23 protein-coding genes are annotated in these 15,638 nt (G+C 67.1%); 14 read left to right on the forward strand and 9 right to left on the reverse strand.

The window, feature by feature from the left end; all coding sequences use genetic code 11:
- Position 1 precedes the first annotated feature (1 nt).
- Positions 2-742 carry a Type 1 glutamine amidotransferase-like domain-containing protein gene (locus ACZYZ5_RS02810; protein WP_463898971.1) on the reverse strand — a complete coding sequence of 247 codons (741 nt, stop codon included), beginning with the start codon at positions 740-742 and terminating at the stop codon, positions 2-4.
- 61 nt (positions 743-803) lie between these two features.
- On the opposite strand from ACZYZ5_RS02810, the gene ACZYZ5_RS02815 reads away from it, so the two are divergent.
- Entirely contained in the window at positions 804-1,292 is a 489-nt protein-coding gene (locus ACZYZ5_RS02815; RefSeq protein ID WP_463898972.1) for a GNAT family N-acetyltransferase, read from the forward strand.
- Between the two features lie 49 nt (positions 1,293-1,341).
- Here the strand turns inward: ACZYZ5_RS02815 and ACZYZ5_RS02820 are convergent, their stop codons facing one another.
- The 5 genes from ACZYZ5_RS02820 to ACZYZ5_RS02840 all read right to left on the reverse strand — a co-directional run bounded on the left by ACZYZ5_RS02820 (position 1,342) and on the right by ACZYZ5_RS02840 (position 4,277).
- Positions 1,342-1,746, reverse strand: coding sequence for a VOC family protein (locus tag ACZYZ5_RS02820; protein ID WP_463898974.1), 405 nt, complete (start codon positions 1,744-1,746; stop codon positions 1,342-1,344).
- Positions 1,747-1,838: 92 nt separating this feature from the next.
- Positions 1,839-2,381, reverse strand: a complete 543-nt coding sequence (locus ACZYZ5_RS02825; RefSeq protein ID WP_463898976.1) for a GNAT family N-acetyltransferase — start codon at positions 2,379-2,381, stop codon at positions 1,839-1,841.
- A 21-nt stretch (positions 2,382-2,402) separates the two neighbouring features.
- Complete coding sequence (locus tag ACZYZ5_RS02830) at positions 2,403-3,128, reverse strand: MgtC/SapB family protein (RefSeq protein WP_463898977.1); 726 nt, start codon at positions 3,126-3,128, stop codon at positions 2,403-2,405.
- A gap of 81 nt (positions 3,129-3,209) precedes the next feature.
- Positions 3,210-3,539: a hypothetical protein gene (locus ACZYZ5_RS02835; RefSeq protein ID WP_463898978.1), complete on the reverse strand. Its 330-nt coding sequence runs from the start codon at positions 3,537-3,539 to the stop codon at positions 3,210-3,212.
- A 15-nt stretch (positions 3,540-3,554) separates the two neighbouring features.
- Positions 3,555-4,277: a GAF and ANTAR domain-containing protein gene (locus ACZYZ5_RS02840; RefSeq protein WP_463898979.1), complete on the reverse strand. Its 723-nt coding sequence runs from the start codon at positions 4,275-4,277 to the stop codon at positions 3,555-3,557.
- Positions 4,278-4,520: 243 nt separating this feature from the next.
- On the opposite strand from ACZYZ5_RS02840, the gene ACZYZ5_RS02845 reads away from it, so the two are divergent.
- The 4 genes from ACZYZ5_RS02845 to ACZYZ5_RS02860 are packed head-to-tail and all read left to right on the forward strand — an operon-like array spanning position 4,521 to position 6,772.
- A complete protein-coding gene (locus ACZYZ5_RS02845) occupies positions 4,521-5,246 on the forward strand; it encodes a GAF and ANTAR domain-containing protein (RefSeq protein ID WP_463898980.1) in 726 nt (241 codons plus the stop codon).
- 53 nt (positions 5,247-5,299) lie between these two features.
- Positions 5,300-5,938, forward strand: a complete 639-nt coding sequence (locus ACZYZ5_RS02850; protein ID WP_463898981.1) for an ANTAR domain-containing protein — start codon at positions 5,300-5,302, stop codon at positions 5,936-5,938.
- Positions 5,938-6,399, forward strand: coding sequence for a DUF1810 domain-containing protein (locus tag ACZYZ5_RS02855; protein ID WP_463898982.1), 462 nt, complete (start codon positions 5,938-5,940; stop codon positions 6,397-6,399). The genes ACZYZ5_RS02850 and ACZYZ5_RS02855 overlap by 1 nt, the downstream gene beginning before the upstream one ends.
- 13 nt (positions 6,400-6,412) lie before the next feature.
- The gene (locus ACZYZ5_RS02860) at positions 6,413-6,772 is read left to right on the forward strand and encodes a VOC family protein (protein ID WP_463898983.1); all 360 of its coding nucleotides are present in this window, start codon (positions 6,413-6,415) and stop codon (positions 6,770-6,772) included.
- 45 nt (positions 6,773-6,817) lie between these two features.
- Here the strand turns inward: ACZYZ5_RS02860 and ACZYZ5_RS02865 are convergent, their stop codons facing one another.
- Positions 6,818-7,108 carry a hypothetical protein gene (locus ACZYZ5_RS02865; protein WP_463898985.1) on the reverse strand — a complete coding sequence of 97 codons (291 nt, stop codon included), beginning with the start codon at positions 7,106-7,108 and terminating at the stop codon, positions 6,818-6,820.
- 165 nt (positions 7,109-7,273) lie between these two features.
- Between ACZYZ5_RS02865 and ACZYZ5_RS02870 the strand changes: the two genes are divergently transcribed.
- The 4 genes from ACZYZ5_RS02870 to ACZYZ5_RS02885 all read left to right on the forward strand — a co-directional run bounded on the left by ACZYZ5_RS02870 (position 7,274) and on the right by ACZYZ5_RS02885 (position 8,742).
- Positions 7,274-7,459, forward strand: coding sequence for a hypothetical protein (locus ACZYZ5_RS02870; RefSeq protein WP_463898986.1), 186 nt, complete (start codon positions 7,274-7,276; stop codon positions 7,457-7,459).
- Between the two features lie 118 nt (positions 7,460-7,577).
- Complete coding sequence (locus ACZYZ5_RS02875) at positions 7,578-7,844, forward strand: hypothetical protein (RefSeq protein ID WP_463898987.1); 267 nt, start codon at positions 7,578-7,580, stop codon at positions 7,842-7,844.
- Between the two features lie 52 nt (positions 7,845-7,896).
- Positions 7,897-8,229 (forward strand): ArsR/SmtB family transcription factor, encoded by a 333-nt coding sequence (locus ACZYZ5_RS02880; protein WP_463898988.1) that lies wholly within the window; start codon positions 7,897-7,899, stop codon positions 8,227-8,229.
- A gap of 15 nt (positions 8,230-8,244) precedes the next feature.
- A complete protein-coding gene (locus ACZYZ5_RS02885) occupies positions 8,245-8,742 on the forward strand; it encodes an SRPBCC family protein (RefSeq protein ID WP_463898989.1) in 498 nt (165 codons plus the stop codon).
- Between the two features lie 106 nt (positions 8,743-8,848).
- Here the strand turns inward: ACZYZ5_RS02885 and ACZYZ5_RS02890 are convergent, their stop codons facing one another.
- Together ACZYZ5_RS02890 and ACZYZ5_RS02895 are read right to left on the reverse strand one after the other, a co-directional pair.
- Positions 8,849-9,187 carry an SHOCT domain-containing protein gene (locus ACZYZ5_RS02890; RefSeq protein ID WP_463898990.1) on the reverse strand — a complete coding sequence of 113 codons (339 nt, stop codon included), beginning with the start codon at positions 9,185-9,187 and terminating at the stop codon, positions 8,849-8,851.
- 39 nt (positions 9,188-9,226) lie between these two features.
- Complete coding sequence (locus tag ACZYZ5_RS02895) at positions 9,227-9,697, reverse strand: DUF6325 family protein (protein WP_463898992.1); 471 nt, start codon at positions 9,695-9,697, stop codon at positions 9,227-9,229.
- Between the two features lie 427 nt (positions 9,698-10,124).
- On the opposite strand from ACZYZ5_RS02895, the gene ACZYZ5_RS02900 reads away from it, so the two are divergent.
- The 5 genes from ACZYZ5_RS02900 to ACZYZ5_RS02920 all read left to right on the forward strand — a co-directional run bounded on the left by ACZYZ5_RS02900 (position 10,125) and on the right by ACZYZ5_RS02920 (position 15,528).
- A complete protein-coding gene (locus ACZYZ5_RS02900; RefSeq protein ID WP_463898994.1) occupies positions 10,125-11,339 on the forward strand; it encodes a PP2C family protein-serine/threonine phosphatase in 1,215 nt (404 codons plus the stop codon).
- Between the two features lie 111 nt (positions 11,340-11,450).
- Complete coding sequence (locus ACZYZ5_RS02905; protein WP_463898996.1) at positions 11,451-12,797, forward strand: PP2C family protein-serine/threonine phosphatase; 1,347 nt, start codon at positions 11,451-11,453, stop codon at positions 12,795-12,797.
- Complete coding sequence (locus tag ACZYZ5_RS02910) at positions 12,794-14,791, forward strand: glycosyltransferase family 2 protein (protein WP_463898998.1); 1,998 nt, start codon at positions 12,794-12,796, stop codon at positions 14,789-14,791. Before ACZYZ5_RS02905 ends, ACZYZ5_RS02910 begins: the two co-directional genes overlap by 4 nt.
- Positions 14,775-15,107 (forward strand): STAS domain-containing protein, encoded by a 333-nt coding sequence (locus ACZYZ5_RS02915; RefSeq protein WP_307460785.1) that lies wholly within the window; start codon positions 14,775-14,777, stop codon positions 15,105-15,107. The genes ACZYZ5_RS02910 and ACZYZ5_RS02915 overlap by 17 nt, the downstream gene beginning before the upstream one ends.
- Positions 15,100-15,528, forward strand: a complete 429-nt coding sequence (locus ACZYZ5_RS02920; protein ID WP_463899001.1) for an ATP-binding protein — start codon at positions 15,100-15,102, stop codon at positions 15,526-15,528. Before ACZYZ5_RS02915 ends, ACZYZ5_RS02920 begins: the two co-directional genes overlap by 8 nt.
- Positions 15,529-15,638: the final 110 nt, after the last annotated feature.

Consider the following 15,638-nt stretch of genomic DNA (forward strand, 5'->3'; position numbering starts at 1 on the left):
GTTACCCGCGAGTAATAACGCTGCCAAGGACCGAGACCGTGGGTCTGGGTCCGGGACCGCGGATCAGCCAGCAGTTGTTGGTCCCGATCGCCCGCTGCTCCCCCGGGTCCGCATGCGGCAGCACCAGGGCCGTGTTTTCGTCGACAGCCATGGCCTTGTCGACCATCCCGTGCACGACGGTGGCGACCGCACGGCCCAGCGTGCCGGCCTGCGCGGCGTGGACGTCGACAGCGAACGAGACAAGTCCCAGCCCCGCGCGGAGCTCTACCTCGCCGAGCCCCTCAGACGCTTCCTCGGGGCACACCTCGACGCCCCGGACCCGGTAGCCGCCGACAATCGCCCGCCCCGGCGCAATCATGGCACCGGCGGAGAAGCCCAGATAGGGGGCGCCCGCGGCGACTGCCTGGCGGATGGCGGGCGCGGCGGTCCGCAGGCCCTCGGCGTAGACGGGGGTGGGGCCGCCGCCGACGACAATCGCGTCGACTCCGTCGAACGCCTGGGGGTCCACAGTTCCCCGGCGGTGCAGCAGGACCGTGGCCACATCGCACGGCATCCGGCGGTGCAGGGGATCGACGTAGGCGGGGAGGAAGTATTCGGCGCTGCCTTCGTGGTCAACCAGCACCACGGCGATCCGCGGCGGCCGGCCGCCCCCGGTGCGGTGCCGGGCCTCCGCGATGAACTGGTCGAAGATCACCGGAGTCGACACGGTATCCGGGCCACCGCCGACCAGAAAGATGCTCATGGCTTCAAGGTACCCGGATCGCTGCCACGGGTGGGGCAGAAATGCGTATTACGCTGTGCGGATGACAACAGAGCTGACCGTTCGGACCGCCGTGTTGGACGACGCCGCCGGCATTGCGCGGGTGCACCTCCAGGCCTGGCGCGAGAGCTACGCCCACCTGCTGCCGGCGGAGTCCCTGGCCGGGCTGCAGCAGGGCCCGCGGGAAGAGCGCTGGCGCGCAATCATCGCCGCCGCCACCTCGGACATCCGGGTGGCCTGCGCAGGGACGGACATCATCGGCTGGGCGAGCGCGGGGGCCGGCCGCGATGATGACGGACCCCGGCCCAGGGAGCTGTCGGGCATCTACGTGCTCGCCAGCCACTATGGCTCGGGGGCGGGGCAGATGCTGCTGGACGCGGCCGTGGGCGACGCCGGCGCGTACCTCTGGATAGCGGAGCATAATCCCCGGGCCTTCGCTTTCTACCGGCGCAACGGCTTCGTCCCGGACGGGGCGACCGCTGAGCATGAGCTGGCCGGCACTCCGGTCCGGATCCTGCGGATGGTGCGCTGAACCGTGCCCGGAGAAGTGCCCTCAGAAACGCTGAGCGGTACGGGCGGGGTCAGTCCGTGGCGATCAGTTCGGCTTCGAAGCCGTCGGAATTCACCAGGTATGCGGCGAAGTGGTCCGGGCCGCCGGCATGCGGATATTTCTCCGGGAACAACTCACGCCAGCCGTGCCCGACGGCGGCCGCGGCCAGCGCGTCGACCTGTGCCCTGGTCCCGGCGCTGAACGCCAAATGGTTGAGTCCGGGAGCGGTGCGGTCATGCTCCCGGCCGCTGAGGGCCGGGGATTCCTCGACGACGATGTACGTCGGCCCCCGCCGCCAGCTGCACCCGTCCGGCCAGTCCTGGTAGTCCTGGTAGCCCAGCCGGGCCAGGAGCCAGCCCCATTCGTCCTTGGCGCGGCCAAGGTGCGGCACCCACAGTTCAACATGGTGCAGGGCCCCGAGCGATTCATCAGTCACCCAGAGAGTCTCGCACGCCAAGGCCCGCCGGTTTCCGCCGGGCTCCGCCAGACACAGGCACCTCAGTTTCAGGTGCTTCAGTATCCGGCGCCTCAGAACAGGATGCGCTGCAAGAGCATGTGGTCGCGCCAGCCCCCGGCAATTTTGAGGTAGGCCGGTGCCACGCCGATTTCCGTGAAGCCCGACCGTTTGAGGATCTTCTGTGAGGCGGCGTTGTGCTGTAGGGTCGCGGCCTGCAGCCGGTGCAGGCCCAGTTCGTCCCGCGCCGCGTCGACGGCGAAGGCGACCGCCGCGGAGCCGACCCCGCGCCCGGTGTAGTCCTTGTCCACCCAGTACCCGAGGTGGGCGTTGAGGAACGGCCCGCGGACGATGCCGCTGAGGGTCATCAGGCCCACAATTTTTTCCCCGTCCGTCAGCACCCACGGAACGTCGGATCCCGCGATGAACAGGGCCAGCTTGGACTGGACGCTCATCATCTGCCCGTCAACGGTAAAGAATTCCTCGGCCCGCAGCGGTTCCCACGGCGCCAGGTGTTCGCGGTTGCGCAGGTAGGCGGCGCACATGGGTTCCGCGTCGGTGGCCCTCAACACCCGGATCCGGACGCTGCCCGCCAGGGCCCTGCTGGTCCCGGTCATCGGAGGGCCCCGGGAAGCGCCTCAGTCTTCGTCATCGTCGTCGTCGTCCTCACTCGAATCGGTCCCGCGGACAATGACGCTGGCGACGCCGTTCAGGTCCATCAGCGGAAGAACCAGGTTGCGCAGCGGGTGGCGGCCGAAGAACCGCACCTCCATCGAGACCATCGGCTTCTGCTCATCGCCGGTCCTCCGGGTGCGCAGGATCGAGGAACTGAACCCCATGGTGGTGGCGATTTCGAGAATCTGCCGCAACACGCCCTGGCCATCGACGTAATCGATGTGCATCACGCGGTTTCTGTCCACGGAGGGAATCCTGCGGACCGCCGGGGCAATCACGAACAGCGTGAGGAGGTGGAAGACCGTCAGAACGGCACCCAGGGAGACCATGCCGGCTCCGCAGGCCATCCCCACCGCGGCAGATACCCAGATGGTGGCGGCCGTGGTGAGCCCGCGGACCACGTCCCGCCCCTTGAAGATGACGCCGGCGCCCAGGAAGCCGATGCCGCTGACGATCTGGGCCGCGATGCGCGACGGGTCCACGACGGCTCCGGGCACCATCACAAAGGCGAAGCCGTACGCGGACACGAGGGTGAAGGCGCACGAGCCGAGTCCCACCAGCACATGGGTCCGGTAGCCCGCGCTCTTCTGCCGGACCTGCCGTTCAATGCCGATCGCCGAACACAGCACGAACGTCGCGGCCAGCAGCCCGGCTTCCACCAGGCTTGTGTCGGTGAAGAATGCGAACATGCCACCTCCTTCCTTGGCCCGTCAACCAGCGGCGGACCGGCCCGGATCACTCCCCTATTGCTGACTCTAGCAAGGCGGCAGTCAGCCGTCGTCGGACTCTTTTTCGGACCCGTGGTCAGACTCGTCCGGCCCGTTGTCGGGCCTGTCGTCGGGGGCCTCGACGCTGTACGGCGCCCGGGGCGCCCGGGAGTACAGCTCATCGAGGCGTTCGTTCAGTGCGTGGGCGAGGATGTCCCGCTGCAGTGGGGGCAGCGCCATGGCGCCGTGGATGTACGCCTCAACCTCGAACTGCCCGGCGTGGCCGCCGAGGGTGAAGTACCTCAGCCACAGCTCTTCAATGCTGACGTCGGCATGGCGCAGCGAGTCGGCAAATCGCTGCCGCTGTTCGCTCTCCTCGCCGCCCAAGGCCATGCCGTCGTCCTGCGCTTAATTTTCGAAGGTCCTGGCCGCAGCCAGCAGCTCCGCCGCGACCAGCGCCAGGGGCTTCCCGGTCTGCCGCGACAGCATCATCAAGTCCCTGAATGCGTCGTCATCATTGGTGCCGTTCTGGGCCATCAGCAGGCCCTTGGCCATGCTGATCGCGTCCCGCTGCGCCAGCGATTCCTGCAGGCGGACGCTCAGCGTCCGGGCAGCCTCACGGGCGTGCGTGTGGATGACAAAGAGCGTCGCCTGTTCGGCAAAGAGTTCGGCCAGACGGACCGTGCCGTTGCCGGCGAACTGTCCGCCGTCGGAATAGACCTTGACGGCTCCCAGTGCGAGACCGCCGGACAGCAGGGGGCAGCTTACCGAGGACGAAATTCCCAGGGACGCCGCCGCGGGAGCCCACCGCTTCCAGCGCCGGTCCGAGGCCAGATCCTCCACCAGGACCGTTTCCCCGCTCGCCCAGGCCGTGATGCACGGGCCTTCCCCCAGCTCGTACTGAAGTGCATCGGCTTCAGCCACGACGGCGTCGGAGGCGGCAGTCGTCTGCCGCAGGCCCGAATGGTTGATCAGGGAGACTCCGGCGCCGATCGCGCCGGGAATCGCCGCAGTGGCGGCGTCGGTGATCAGCCGGAGGGCGTGGGCCACGGTCTGTTCGGTCAGCAGCAGCTTGGTGGCCCGGGCGAAAACAGCGGTGATCTCGTCAGCCAGCGGCAGGTCTACGCTCATCTTCACCTCAGAAGTCATACCGGCGGAACGCCAGCCGGCGCGTATCGCCGCAGGAGTCAAGCATACGGCGGGCTGGCCGGGGCGCCTATATTCACAGTCCCCCGCACGGCGTAGTGTCGTAGTAGCTGGATGTTGGCCTTGACGGGTCCGGGTTTCGCTATTTGGGTTGCGGGCGATCAAGAGTCCGCCACCGCTGAGCCGGCGCGTCACATACGTTCAGGCGTTCGTAGGATTGAGGCCGGCATGGTTTCCGGTACCGGCGCATCTCCAACACCCGAGCAACTGCAGGATCTCCTGCTGGAAAGTCCGGGATTCACTGAATTTCTTCTGGGCTTGACCACCATCTCCGCGACCCGCCTCGGCGGTCCGGAGCCCATGCTGTGTGCCATCACAGTGGAACGGAATGGTTCCCCGGCCACCGTCGCCAGCAGCGGCGAGGAAGCGAAACGGCTGGACGAGAAGCAGTACACGTTCGACGACGGCCCTTGCCTTACGGCGTTGCGGCGGGGAATCACCGTCCTGGTTCCTGACGTGGCGGCCGACGACCGCTGGGCGCACTACGCCTCGACGGTTTCCGGCGAGGGCATCCGGTCGGTGCTGGCCGTGCCGATCGCCACGGATCCGGGCTCAGCCGCTGCCCTGAACTGCTATGTCCGCACGAGCGGCGTTTTTGGCAGCGAGACGGTCGCGGAGGTGGAGCGCCACGCCGTCGCCATGTCCCGGATATTGCGGCTGGCACTCAAAGTCCATCCTCCGGAGATTTACCCGGAGCATCTCCGGTCCGCCTTGAAGTCCCGCGCCGTCATTGACGCCGCCGTCGCCCTCATCATGGTGCAGAACAGGTGCAGCAGGGAGCAGTCCATGGAGTTGCTGCATATGGCCGCCAGGGCAACCGACACGAAGCTCCACACCATTGCCGCGGACATCCTGCAGGGCGCCTCGCTACCCTCAGCCGATCCGCCGGAATAGGATGGGAGAAAGCCGCCGTTTCTCAGCGCGCGGCTGGGAATTGGGGGCAGCAAATGCGTGAGGACCGTGCCGTATCGTCTGCGGCGCACAACATCAGAGGCGGGGTCAGTGGCGTCAGCACACTGCTGGGCCTTTTGCTGGAGAGCACCCGGGCGGGGTCCGGCGTAGACGATTTCCTGGCCGATCTGGCCAGCCTGGCGGCGGCGGAACTCTCGCACCCGGGAACCGAGGTGTCCTGCGGGATCACCGTCCACCGGCGGAAGCAGGCTTCCATAGATGCGGGCAGCACCAGCGAGGGATCCGCCAGCACGCTTCGGATCCCGCTCGTGCTCGACGATGACAGCTCCTCCGTCCTCAACCTCTACTCGCCGCGGACCGGGGCATTCTCCACCGACGATGTCGAGCACGCCCATCAGTTTGCCGTCGAAGCCTCCCGGGCCCTCCTGCTCGCCTTGAGGATCTCGCATCTCAGCGAGTCCCGGGATGACCTTGCCGCTGCCATGCAGTCGAGGACCATCATCGACATTGCGATCGGGGCGATCATGGCCCAGAACCGCTGCGGGCGCGAAGCCGCCTTCAAGATCCTTCGGAACACCTCGAACAACAGGAACATGAAGATCCGCGACGTTGCGGCCGCCGTCGTGGCCTCCATCGCCGGCGACACCGACATGACGGCCCGGTTCGAGGAGTGATGTCACCCGGACCCGGGGAGGACGCCGTGGCGGATCCCTTCGATCTGGAACGGTTCGTTGCAGCCCAGGACGCGGGCGGCACGTACCGGCAGGCCCTCGAGGAACTCCGCGCGGGATCCAAGCGCAGCCACTGGATGTGGTTTGTGTTCCCGCAGATCGCCGGGCTCGGGCAGAGCCCGACGGCCCGAAAGTATGCCGTGTCCTCGCTCGATGAAGCGAAGGCTTATCTGGGCCACCCCGTGCTGGGTCCACGGCTGGCCGAATGCGTTGCGGCTGTCGCCGGTCTCGAAGGGCGCACCGCAAGGCAGATCTTCGGCGGCACCGATGAGCGGAAGCTGCACTCCTCGATGACCCTCTTCCGGCGGGCGGACCCCCGGCAGGGCGTTTTCCAGGAGGTCCTGGCGAAATACTTCGACGGTCTGCCCGATGCCGCCACCGACCGGCTCCTCGGCGGGGATTAGGGCGCCGCGTCCCATGATCAGTATCGGCTCGATCGTCATCCGTGTCGATGATCTCCAGCGCCAACTGGACTTCTGGACCGCCGCTTTGGACTACGTGCCGCGGCGGCCTCCCGAAGAGGACTTCGTCGTCCTTGGGCCGCGGAACGGGAGCGGCCCGAACGTCTCCCTGGACCGCGTCCCGTCGACGGTCCAGGTACCGCCCCGCATCCACCTCGACCTTTATTCGGAGCAGCAGGACCGCGATGTCGACCGGCTCCTACGGCTCGGCGCGAGCCGGGTGGAATGGAGCAAACGTCCGGCCGACGCGGACTATGTGATTCTGGCCGATCCCGAGGGCAACCGCTTCTGCGTTGTGGATACGGCCGGACGGTAACACCGCCGGTGCCGGACCCCGTCGCGACAGCGGAGGTACCGCTCCTTAGGACTTCGGGATCGCGTACGGGTTGACCGGCCGGTCCTCGTCCAGGGAGGACGGCTCCCTGGTGGCGTAGGTCCGCGCGGTTTTCAAGTCCCGCGAGCGCCGGTACAGTCCGAAGCCGAGCAATCCGAGTCCGCCTGCGAGTAACACCAGTCCCAGAATAAACAGACCGGTCGCTCCGGCATCGGCACTGCCGGTGGCCACGTGGAAAAGCGGCGTCGGCAGGACAAAAATGGCTGCAGCCAGGCCAAGGCTGCCCGCCACGATTAGCCGTGTTCCGTTGGACTTCATGGTTCCCCCTCCATTGTGTGTCGCAGGTTTCAGTAAAGCCGGTCCGCGGCCGATCCGGAAGGGCCACCATATTCGCGGGCATTTCCCCGATTGGGCAGGCAGGGTATCGACGCGCGGCGGAATGCGGAGGAGGATTAAAGGGCAGTCACGATGAGGAGGTCAGTGATGTGCTATCAGTACAACAGGGAGTTCCGGCGGGACATCAAGAAGGATGAATCAAAGGACACTGAGGTGCGCCCGGAGCCCCGGGTGGAATCGCCTGGCTTCAAGTTCTGGGCTTTCCCCCGCCGCAGCAGGGAATTCACCGTCGAGGAGCCGGCCACGACTGACCGGACCCGCGAGAAGGTCTAGCTGAAAACCAAGGAAGGCTCCTCCCCGAGGGGCCTTCCTTTCCGTCACGCCCCGCCGTGCGGGCGTTCCGAAGAACGTGCGGGAGACTGGAAGTCCCCAATACGAAGGCAGGACCGCATTGATCAATCTCCAGCAGGACGCCGAAGGCTTCATCCGCATGAAGAGGCACTTCCCCGGCAGCACCGTCGTTGCCGTTACTTTCAACGATGGCTCCACGGAGGAGTTCACCGGCCAGCGGCTCAACACCCTCTACGACGAGGCCCTGGCCGTGTACCGGGCAGAGAACCACCTGGACGCGAAGGGATATTCCCGGGCACCGAAAAGGACCGTCCAGCCCGCCAACGCGATCGAGTTCGTCGCGGTGCACCCCGGGATGGCTAAGTAGCCCACCAAAATCCCGTTGACACCGCGGAACGGGCGGATTACTCTACAACCAAATGGTTGTAGATGAGCTTAGAGACGCTGGCCTTGACCGCCTGTTCCAGGCGTTTGCCGATGCCACCCGCCGGGACATCGTCACCCGCGTGACGGCCGGCGAGTATTCGGTATCGGGGCTGGCGGAGCACTACGCCATGAGTTTCGCCGCCGTCCAGAAGCACGTGGCGGTATTGGAGCGCGCCTCCCTCGTGACAAAGGAACGGCGCGGACGGGAGCAGATCGTGCGGGCCCACCACGATGGCCTACAACGCGCCCGACGGCTGCTCGATGAGTACGAAACGATCTGGCGGCAGCGGGCTGACCGGATCGCAGACATTCTCGCAGAGGGATAGGAAGTGAGTTCCGTCATGACCGTAATCAGTTCGCAGAAGAATGCTGAAGCCCTGAGCTTCACCGTCGTCGCCGAGTTCGACGCCGGCGTCGAGCGTGTCTGGCAGGTCTGGGAAGACCCGCGAAAGCTGGAACGCTGGTGGGGCCCGCCCACCTGGCCCGCGACCTTCGACAGCCACGACTTCGTGTCCGGGGGAAAGGCCAGCTATTACATGACCGGGCCTGCCGGCGAGAAGAGCCGGGGCTGGTGGCGGTTCACCGCCATCGAGGCCCCACACCGCCTGGAGTTCGACGACGGCTTCGCCGACGAGAACGGCGATCCGGTCCCCGCCATGGGCACGAGCCACGCCGTTATGGAGCTTGAAGCAATCGACAAGCGCACCCGGATGACCATGGTGTCGACCTTTGACTCCGCGGAGGCGCTGGAAAAGGTTCTCGCCATGGGCATGGAAGAGGGCATGAAGCAGGCCCTCGCCCAGATCGACGCCATCCTCGCCGAGACCAAGGTCAGCTGACCGGAGCGGGTCCGCAGCAAAAAACGAATCCGCAGGGAAACACCCCCGAAGCCGCCTGTCAGGCAGCTGCGGGGGTGTTTTATCGGGTTGGGCGGGCCAGCCGGAGTTAGCCGCCGAGGATCTTGGCCTTCTGCACCCCGAACTCCTGTTCCGTGAGGATCCCCTGCTCCTTCAGCGCCGCGAGCTCTTTGAGCTGCTGGATGGCCTCGTTGGAGATACCGCCTGCGGCGGGCGGGGGCGCAGCCGGCTCCTGGTAAGCGGGTTGCTCGTAGGCCGCTTGCTGCTGCTGGCCCATCTGCGCGTCGTAGGCCTCCTGCTGCTTCGCAGCGGTCGCGGCGTCCTTTTCGGCGAACTTCGAAGCCTGCCTGCGCTGGACGCGGCCGCTGACCGCAGATGCCGTCCCGGCGACCACCGCCGTCCGCGCCATACCCCTAAGTAGTCCCATTGTTATGCTCCTCTCGCATCTCTTTGTCTGCGTCAGTTCTTATGCGCCCGCAACCGGCGGCGCGGCGTCGACGGACTCAAGAGCCTCGAGCACTGCCATCACGTCCGGTGCGGGGATCCTTGTACTCGCAACGAGCTCGCCACCGCCGTCGCGCACGGCCGCCACGAAGGGTGCCGCCCAGATGTTTTCGTAGACAATCAGCGCGGCGAGGGTCCCCGGCTGAATCGCGCTTGCTGCTTCGGCGATTTCCTCCTCGCCGAGAATCCCGGAATGCGCGCCCTCGAAGTAGGAGAACGACTCCGCGGGGCCGCCGGGGTCGGTGAGTTCGAGCACCTCGACCGTGCCGTCCTCAGTCTTCATGACGATGAGGAGATCGAAGAGCCGGATCACACCCTGCTCCACGAGCCTTATGAGCTCGTCACTCGCCCGTCCGGTCAGTCCTGCCATGGGGAACTCGAGGAGCACAAAGTCGACCGGCCCGTGGGCCTCAGTCTCCGGTGTGGTTGTCACTGGCTTTCCTCCGTTCTGATTGGAGCGTCCTGTCCGGCACGCTCGTCTCAGTCTGGGCGTCGCCTGCCGGGGCGTCACCACCCGCATCGGGTGATACCGGGGGCGAGCCGGCGGCCGGTCCAACGCTGCACAGGTCTCCCTTGGCCCGGGTCCCCCAGACGCCGCGGTGATGATTTCACGCAAGATGTCTTGTGGCCGCGGGCCGCGCCTCTTTCTCGCTCAGGCTGCTACGGAACCACCACAGCGGCCGCGGCGGGGTGGCCGCATCATCCCTTTCGGGTGAGCCCGCCGGGACGACGCTTCTCTGCCCCACCGCGCTGGGCTGTAAGCTCATTCGAGGTTGAGCGCCCACCGCGGCTTGGGGATGACCCGTCTATTCGGACGAGTAGGTCCATGGCGGGTGTTCCCCCTCAAAGTTGGAGGACGTATGACAAGCACGGAACACCCATCCCCCAGCAGCCTCCGGGGTCCGAATGCCCCGGAGTGGGCGCGGCTGGAGGACCTGTCCAGGACCCGCCTGCTGGACACACCTTCCGAGGAGCGCTTCGACCGGATCACGCGGTTGGCGCAGAGCCTGTTCGGGGTCAGCGCAGCCAGCGTGTCGCTGATCGCCGAGAACCGCCAGTACCTGAAATCGTTTGTGGGTCCGCTGTCCCGCGAATCGGACCGGGGCGACGCGTTCTGCGCCGAGACGCTCAAGTCCTCTGAAACCTTGATCGTGGAGAACGCCCTCACCGACGAACGTTTCCGGCACAACCCGCTCGTGACGGGCAGTCCCCACATTCAGTTCTATGCCGGCCACCCCCTCACCGGACCGGGCGGCACCCATGTCGGGACGTTCTGCATCATCGACCAGTCGCCCCGGTCATTCAGTGCGGAACAGCGAAAGATCCTTGAGGATCTGACCCAAATCATCCAGCGTGAGATGAACCTGTCCTGGGACATCGACCAAGGAGCCCGCACCCAAAGAGCGCTCCTACCAGTCACTCCCCCGGCCCCGGCCGGTTACTCCCTGGGAGTCTGTTTCTATCCCGCCTTCGGGCTCAGCGGAGACTTCTACGACCTCGGCACCACAGAGTCCGGGCACTTCCGCATGACCGTCGGCGACGCCATGGGCAAGGGTGTCGGTCCCGGGCTCGTGGCGGGGGCGGCGCGTTCCGCCTTCGCCGACGCCGGCTGGGACGCGGACCCGTCCCGCCTCCTCCGGGACGCAGCGGACCGCCTTGACGGGACCCTGGCCCGCGCCGGGTCCTTCGCCTCGGTCTTCCACGCCGTGATCGACCCGGCAACCGGCACCGGCCTCTATGCGGACGCCGGACAGGGATTGACCCACATCCTGCGGGCCGACAGCACCGTCGAGCGTCTGCCCCCCACAGGCCCGCCGCTGGGGCTGGTCCCCAGCGCGACCTGGACCCAGCGCCCCTTCACGCTCTCGCCCGGAGATGCAGTCCTGATTCCGACCGACGGCCTCCTCGACCTCCACGGTGGCGACCTCGGCCTGCTCGCCACCGCCATGACGGATTGCCGGACGCAGGACGACGCGGACACGGCTGTCAAGAAATTGTGCGACCGGCGGGGAAAATCCGTGGTCCTGGACGACATCACGGCGGTCCTTTTCCAGCGCGGTCCGGGGCGAATCTAAGCTTCGACGCCGGTCCGCGGCGGGCCGGCGCCCTGCCGGAGTGCGCACCCTAAAAGCGTCGGTAGGATTCATGGGGACAAGAGCTGGGGAAGTTTAGGTATAGGGGAGTCAGTGGCGGCAACGGCAACACGGGAAGCCGTCTTGACGGGTGTGGACGAGCAACCTTGGCTGCGGCAACAGCTGCCGTTCACCTGGACGGGCGTGGACGAGCTGTCACCGCTGCGCAAACAGCTGCCGTTCGCGCTGTTCTTTATCGTCGCCGCGGCCATGAGCAGTGCGATCGCGACCCTGACGGTGAGCGACTGGACGGCACTGGCAGCCGGGGCGGTGCTGACGGCGGCGGCCACCGGGTTGGCCGCACTGGCGACGAAACCGGAGCTGGCACGCTTTGCCATCATCGTGCCTTGCCTGGATTTCCTGGCGGCCGGAGCCCTGCGGCACGGTACGGGGGAAAGCCACTCCATTTATGCCTCGATTGTGCTGCTGCCGGTCCTCTGGTTCGCCGCCATGCAGGGCCGCCGCCACGTGGCCTACGCGGCTGTGGGCGCGACGGTTGCCATCCTGGTCCCGTTCGCTCTCGGGTCGAGCATCGACGCGAACCCCAACGAGCTCTTGCGCGGGCTGTACAGCACGATGATCTTCGTCCTGGGAGCCCTGGTGGTCAACGAGTTGGCGCGGCGGGCACGACGCCGCCTCCACACCGCGCGCGAGCAGGCGGCCGCGGCCACCGCCGAACTCAGCCGGGCCGCCCAGATCCAGCGCTTCCTGCTGCCGAAGAACGCCGCTCCCCTCCCCGGCTACCAGACCGCCGGCGCCTGCATCCCCTCCACCGCCGTGGGAGGGGACTTCTTTGACTGGTACCTCATCGAGGAGGGGCTCGGGTTCACGCTCGGCGACGTCATGGGCAAGGGAGCCGGCGCCGGCATGATCGCCGCCACCACGCGGGCCGTCATCCGCAGTGCCCGAAACAGCGGCGACCCCGCGACCGCCCTGACCCTCACGCAGGACTGCCTCGCCACCGACCTGAGCCAGGCCGGCACCTTCGCGACGCTCTTCCACGCCCGGCTCCGGGCCTCCGACGGGCGGATCCTGTTCTCGGACGCCGGCCACGGCCTGACCCTGGTGGTCCGGGCCGCGGGCACCTGGGAGAGGCTCGCCTCGGACAACTTCCCGGTCGGACTGCTCCCCGACACCCGCTGGGAATCCTTGGAAACGCGGCTGGGCCCCGGTGACATGATTGTCAGCTTCAGCGACGGCGTCCTGGACCTTTACGACGGAACACTCGCCGCGGTTGACGAGATCGGAAGAGTCGCCGTCGGCGCGGGGTCCGCGGAAGAACTCGTCGATGCCGTGCGCCGGCGGGCACAGGGCACCGCCAACCCCGATGACGTCACCATCCTGGCCGTCCGCCGGGATGGCCCGTCCGGCCTGACCCCTCGCGCCGGAGGGACCCGGTGAGACCCTTCTGGGTCCGGCTTGTCGTCGTCCTGACGGTGCTGACCGGCGTCAACTACATTGCCTGGCGCTGGCTGGCGTCGCTGAACTGGGACGCCTGGTGGATTGCCGTTCCGCTCGTCATCGCCGAGACCTACAGCCTGATCGATGTGATGCTCTTCGGGATGACGGTCTGGCGGCTCAAGACCCGCACACCGCCGTCACCGGCGCCGGCGGACGCCACGGTCGACGTTTTCATTACGACGTACAACGAGCCGCTGGACCTGGTGATGACGACGGCGCTGGCCGCCAAGAAGATCCGGCATCCGCACAGCACGTGGATCCTCGATGATGGTGACCGGCCGGAACTCCGGGAGCTGGCTGCCGCGCACGAACTGGGATACGTCACGCGGAGTGCGGCGTGGAGCGGGATGCCCCGGCACGCCAAGGCCGGGAACCTGAACAACGCGCTGATGATGACCTCAGGCGAGTTCCTGCTCATCCTGGACGCGGACCAGATCCCCGAACCGGGCATCCTGGACAACACGCTGGGCTACTTCAACAACCGCCGGGTTGCCCTCGTCCAGACGCCCCAGTACTTCAGCAACGTCCCGGCGGACGATCCTCTGGGCAGCCAGGCGCCGTTGTTCTACGGCCCGATCCAGCAGGGCAAGGACGGCTGGAACGCCGCCTTCTTCTGCGGCTCCAACGCCGTCCTCCGGCGCGAGGCCCTGATGCAGCTGGGGCTGGTTGGCTACGTGAAGGAAACTGAAAAGAGCATCCGGCGCGCCCTCAGCGCCTCCCAGGCGGCGATCCGCAAGGCCCGCAAGGCGGCTTCCAGCGAATCTCCCCTTCTGCAGCAGACCCTCGACGAGGTCCAAGCAGCCACCCAGGAGGCCCGCCGCCGGCTCGACGCCGGCGAGTCTCTCAGCGAGATCACCTACCGGGCGCGGCGGCGGGTGGACCAGGCCGTCCAGTCGCTGGTGCTGGCGGACGTGTCCGCCCTGCAGGCCGATCTGGAGGAGATCGCAGCGATGTCCCCGGTGGAGGTCGGCGACGCGGGCGTGCCGGTGGTGACCGACGACGCGGTGCAGCGGATGGCGGCCCGTGACTGGTCGCCGCTCGGGGCGATCGAGTCCGTCCAGGCGGTGCTGGACGCGTTGTCGGTGGAACGCACCGACGAGGCGCAGCCGGTCATGCCGCTGGCCACCATCTCCGTGACAGAGGACATGGCCACGGCCATGCGGCTCCACGCCATGGGCTGGCAGAGCGTGTACCACCACGAGGTCCTGGCTTACGGGCTGGCACCCGAGGACATCGGCACCATGCTGACCCAGCGGCTTCGCTGGGCCCAGGGCACCATGCAGGTCTTCCTGCGGGAAAACCCGCTGGGCCAGCGGGGGCTCAAGTTCGGCCAGCGGCTGATGTACTTCGCGACCATGTGGACCTACCTCAGCGGCTTCGCTGCCGTCGTCTACTTCACCGCCCCGATCGTCTACCTGCTCTTCGGCATCCTGCCCGTCACCAGCCTCAGTGCGGACTTCTTCCTGAGGTTCATCCCGTTCATGGTGGTGAACCAGCTCCTGTTTGCCGTCGCCGGGAGGGGCATCCCCACCTGGCGCGGGCAGCAGTACAGCCTCGCTTTGTTCCCGACCTGGATCAAGGCCTGCACGACGGCGGCCCGGAACGTCTGGCTGGGACGGCCCCTGGGCTTCGCCGTCACCCCCAAGGACCGGCAGTCCGGAGGACCGCGGTGGAGCCTGATCCGGCCGCAGCTTGCCGTGTCCGTCCTGCTGGTCATCGCGGCGGTTGTTGGGATTGGCCGGCTGGCCGCCGGAATGTCCGAACCGATCGGCACCCTCGTCAACGTACTCTGGGTGGTGTTTGACCTTGTCGTCATGAGCATCCTGGTCCGGGCCGTCCTCTACCGCGGGTATCCGGCCGCCGATTCCGACGATGAGACCGACAGCAGCACCGAGTCATCCAAAGAAAGGGCCATCCGTGGACCTGAGCTATGAAGTGAAAGACAGCTACGCCGAGATAACGGCCGCCGGCCGGCTCAACATGGTGTCAGCGCCGAAACTGCGGGAACTGGTGGCGGAAGTTGTCGCGGCGGGCACCTCCCGGATCGTAATCAACCTGCAAGAGACGGCCTTCATGGATTCCTCCGGCCTCGGAGCCCTCATCGGATGCCTCAAGGCCGCACGGCAGGCCGGCGGCGACCTTCGGATCGCTGCCGTCCAGCCCCAGGTCCAGATGGTCCTGGGCCTGACCAGCATGGATAAAGTCCTCACGTCCTACCCCTCCGCGGCCGAAGCTTTCGGCGATGACTGACGTCCTCGCCCGGCGGACGCTGCGCCAGGCGGCACTGCCGGAAGCCATCGAGGCCGTGCACACGGAACTGGACGGCCTGTGGGAGGACGCGTCCTTCGTCCCGGACATGGACCGCATGACCTTCGCCACGGCCGTCATCGAAGCTGCCAGCAACGTGGTGCAGCATGCGGTTCCCGAATCCACGACACCGGTGGAACTCGGGGTCGACATCAGCGTCACGCCCCTCAGGCTGGAGGCCCGGGTCAGCGCCTTCGGCGCAGCGTCCCCTGACCCCATCGAAACCGACCCCGCCATGCCCGGCGGCGAGGCGGAATCCGGGCGCGGCCTCGCCCTCATCCGCGCCCTCGTCACCACCGTGACGTTCAAGCGCCAGGACGGGACCAACACCTGGATCCTGTCCAAGTCCCCGCTGAACGACTGAGCGGAATGCTTGGACAATCCTCGGGATGTCCTGCGTTTTTAGTCCCCTTAGCGGGCCGGCCGTAACGGACACTGGAAGTTACGGCTTCCGGTGGGGGCCGGGTACCGTCA

Source organism: Pseudarthrobacter ribosi (genome assembly GCF_055412865.1).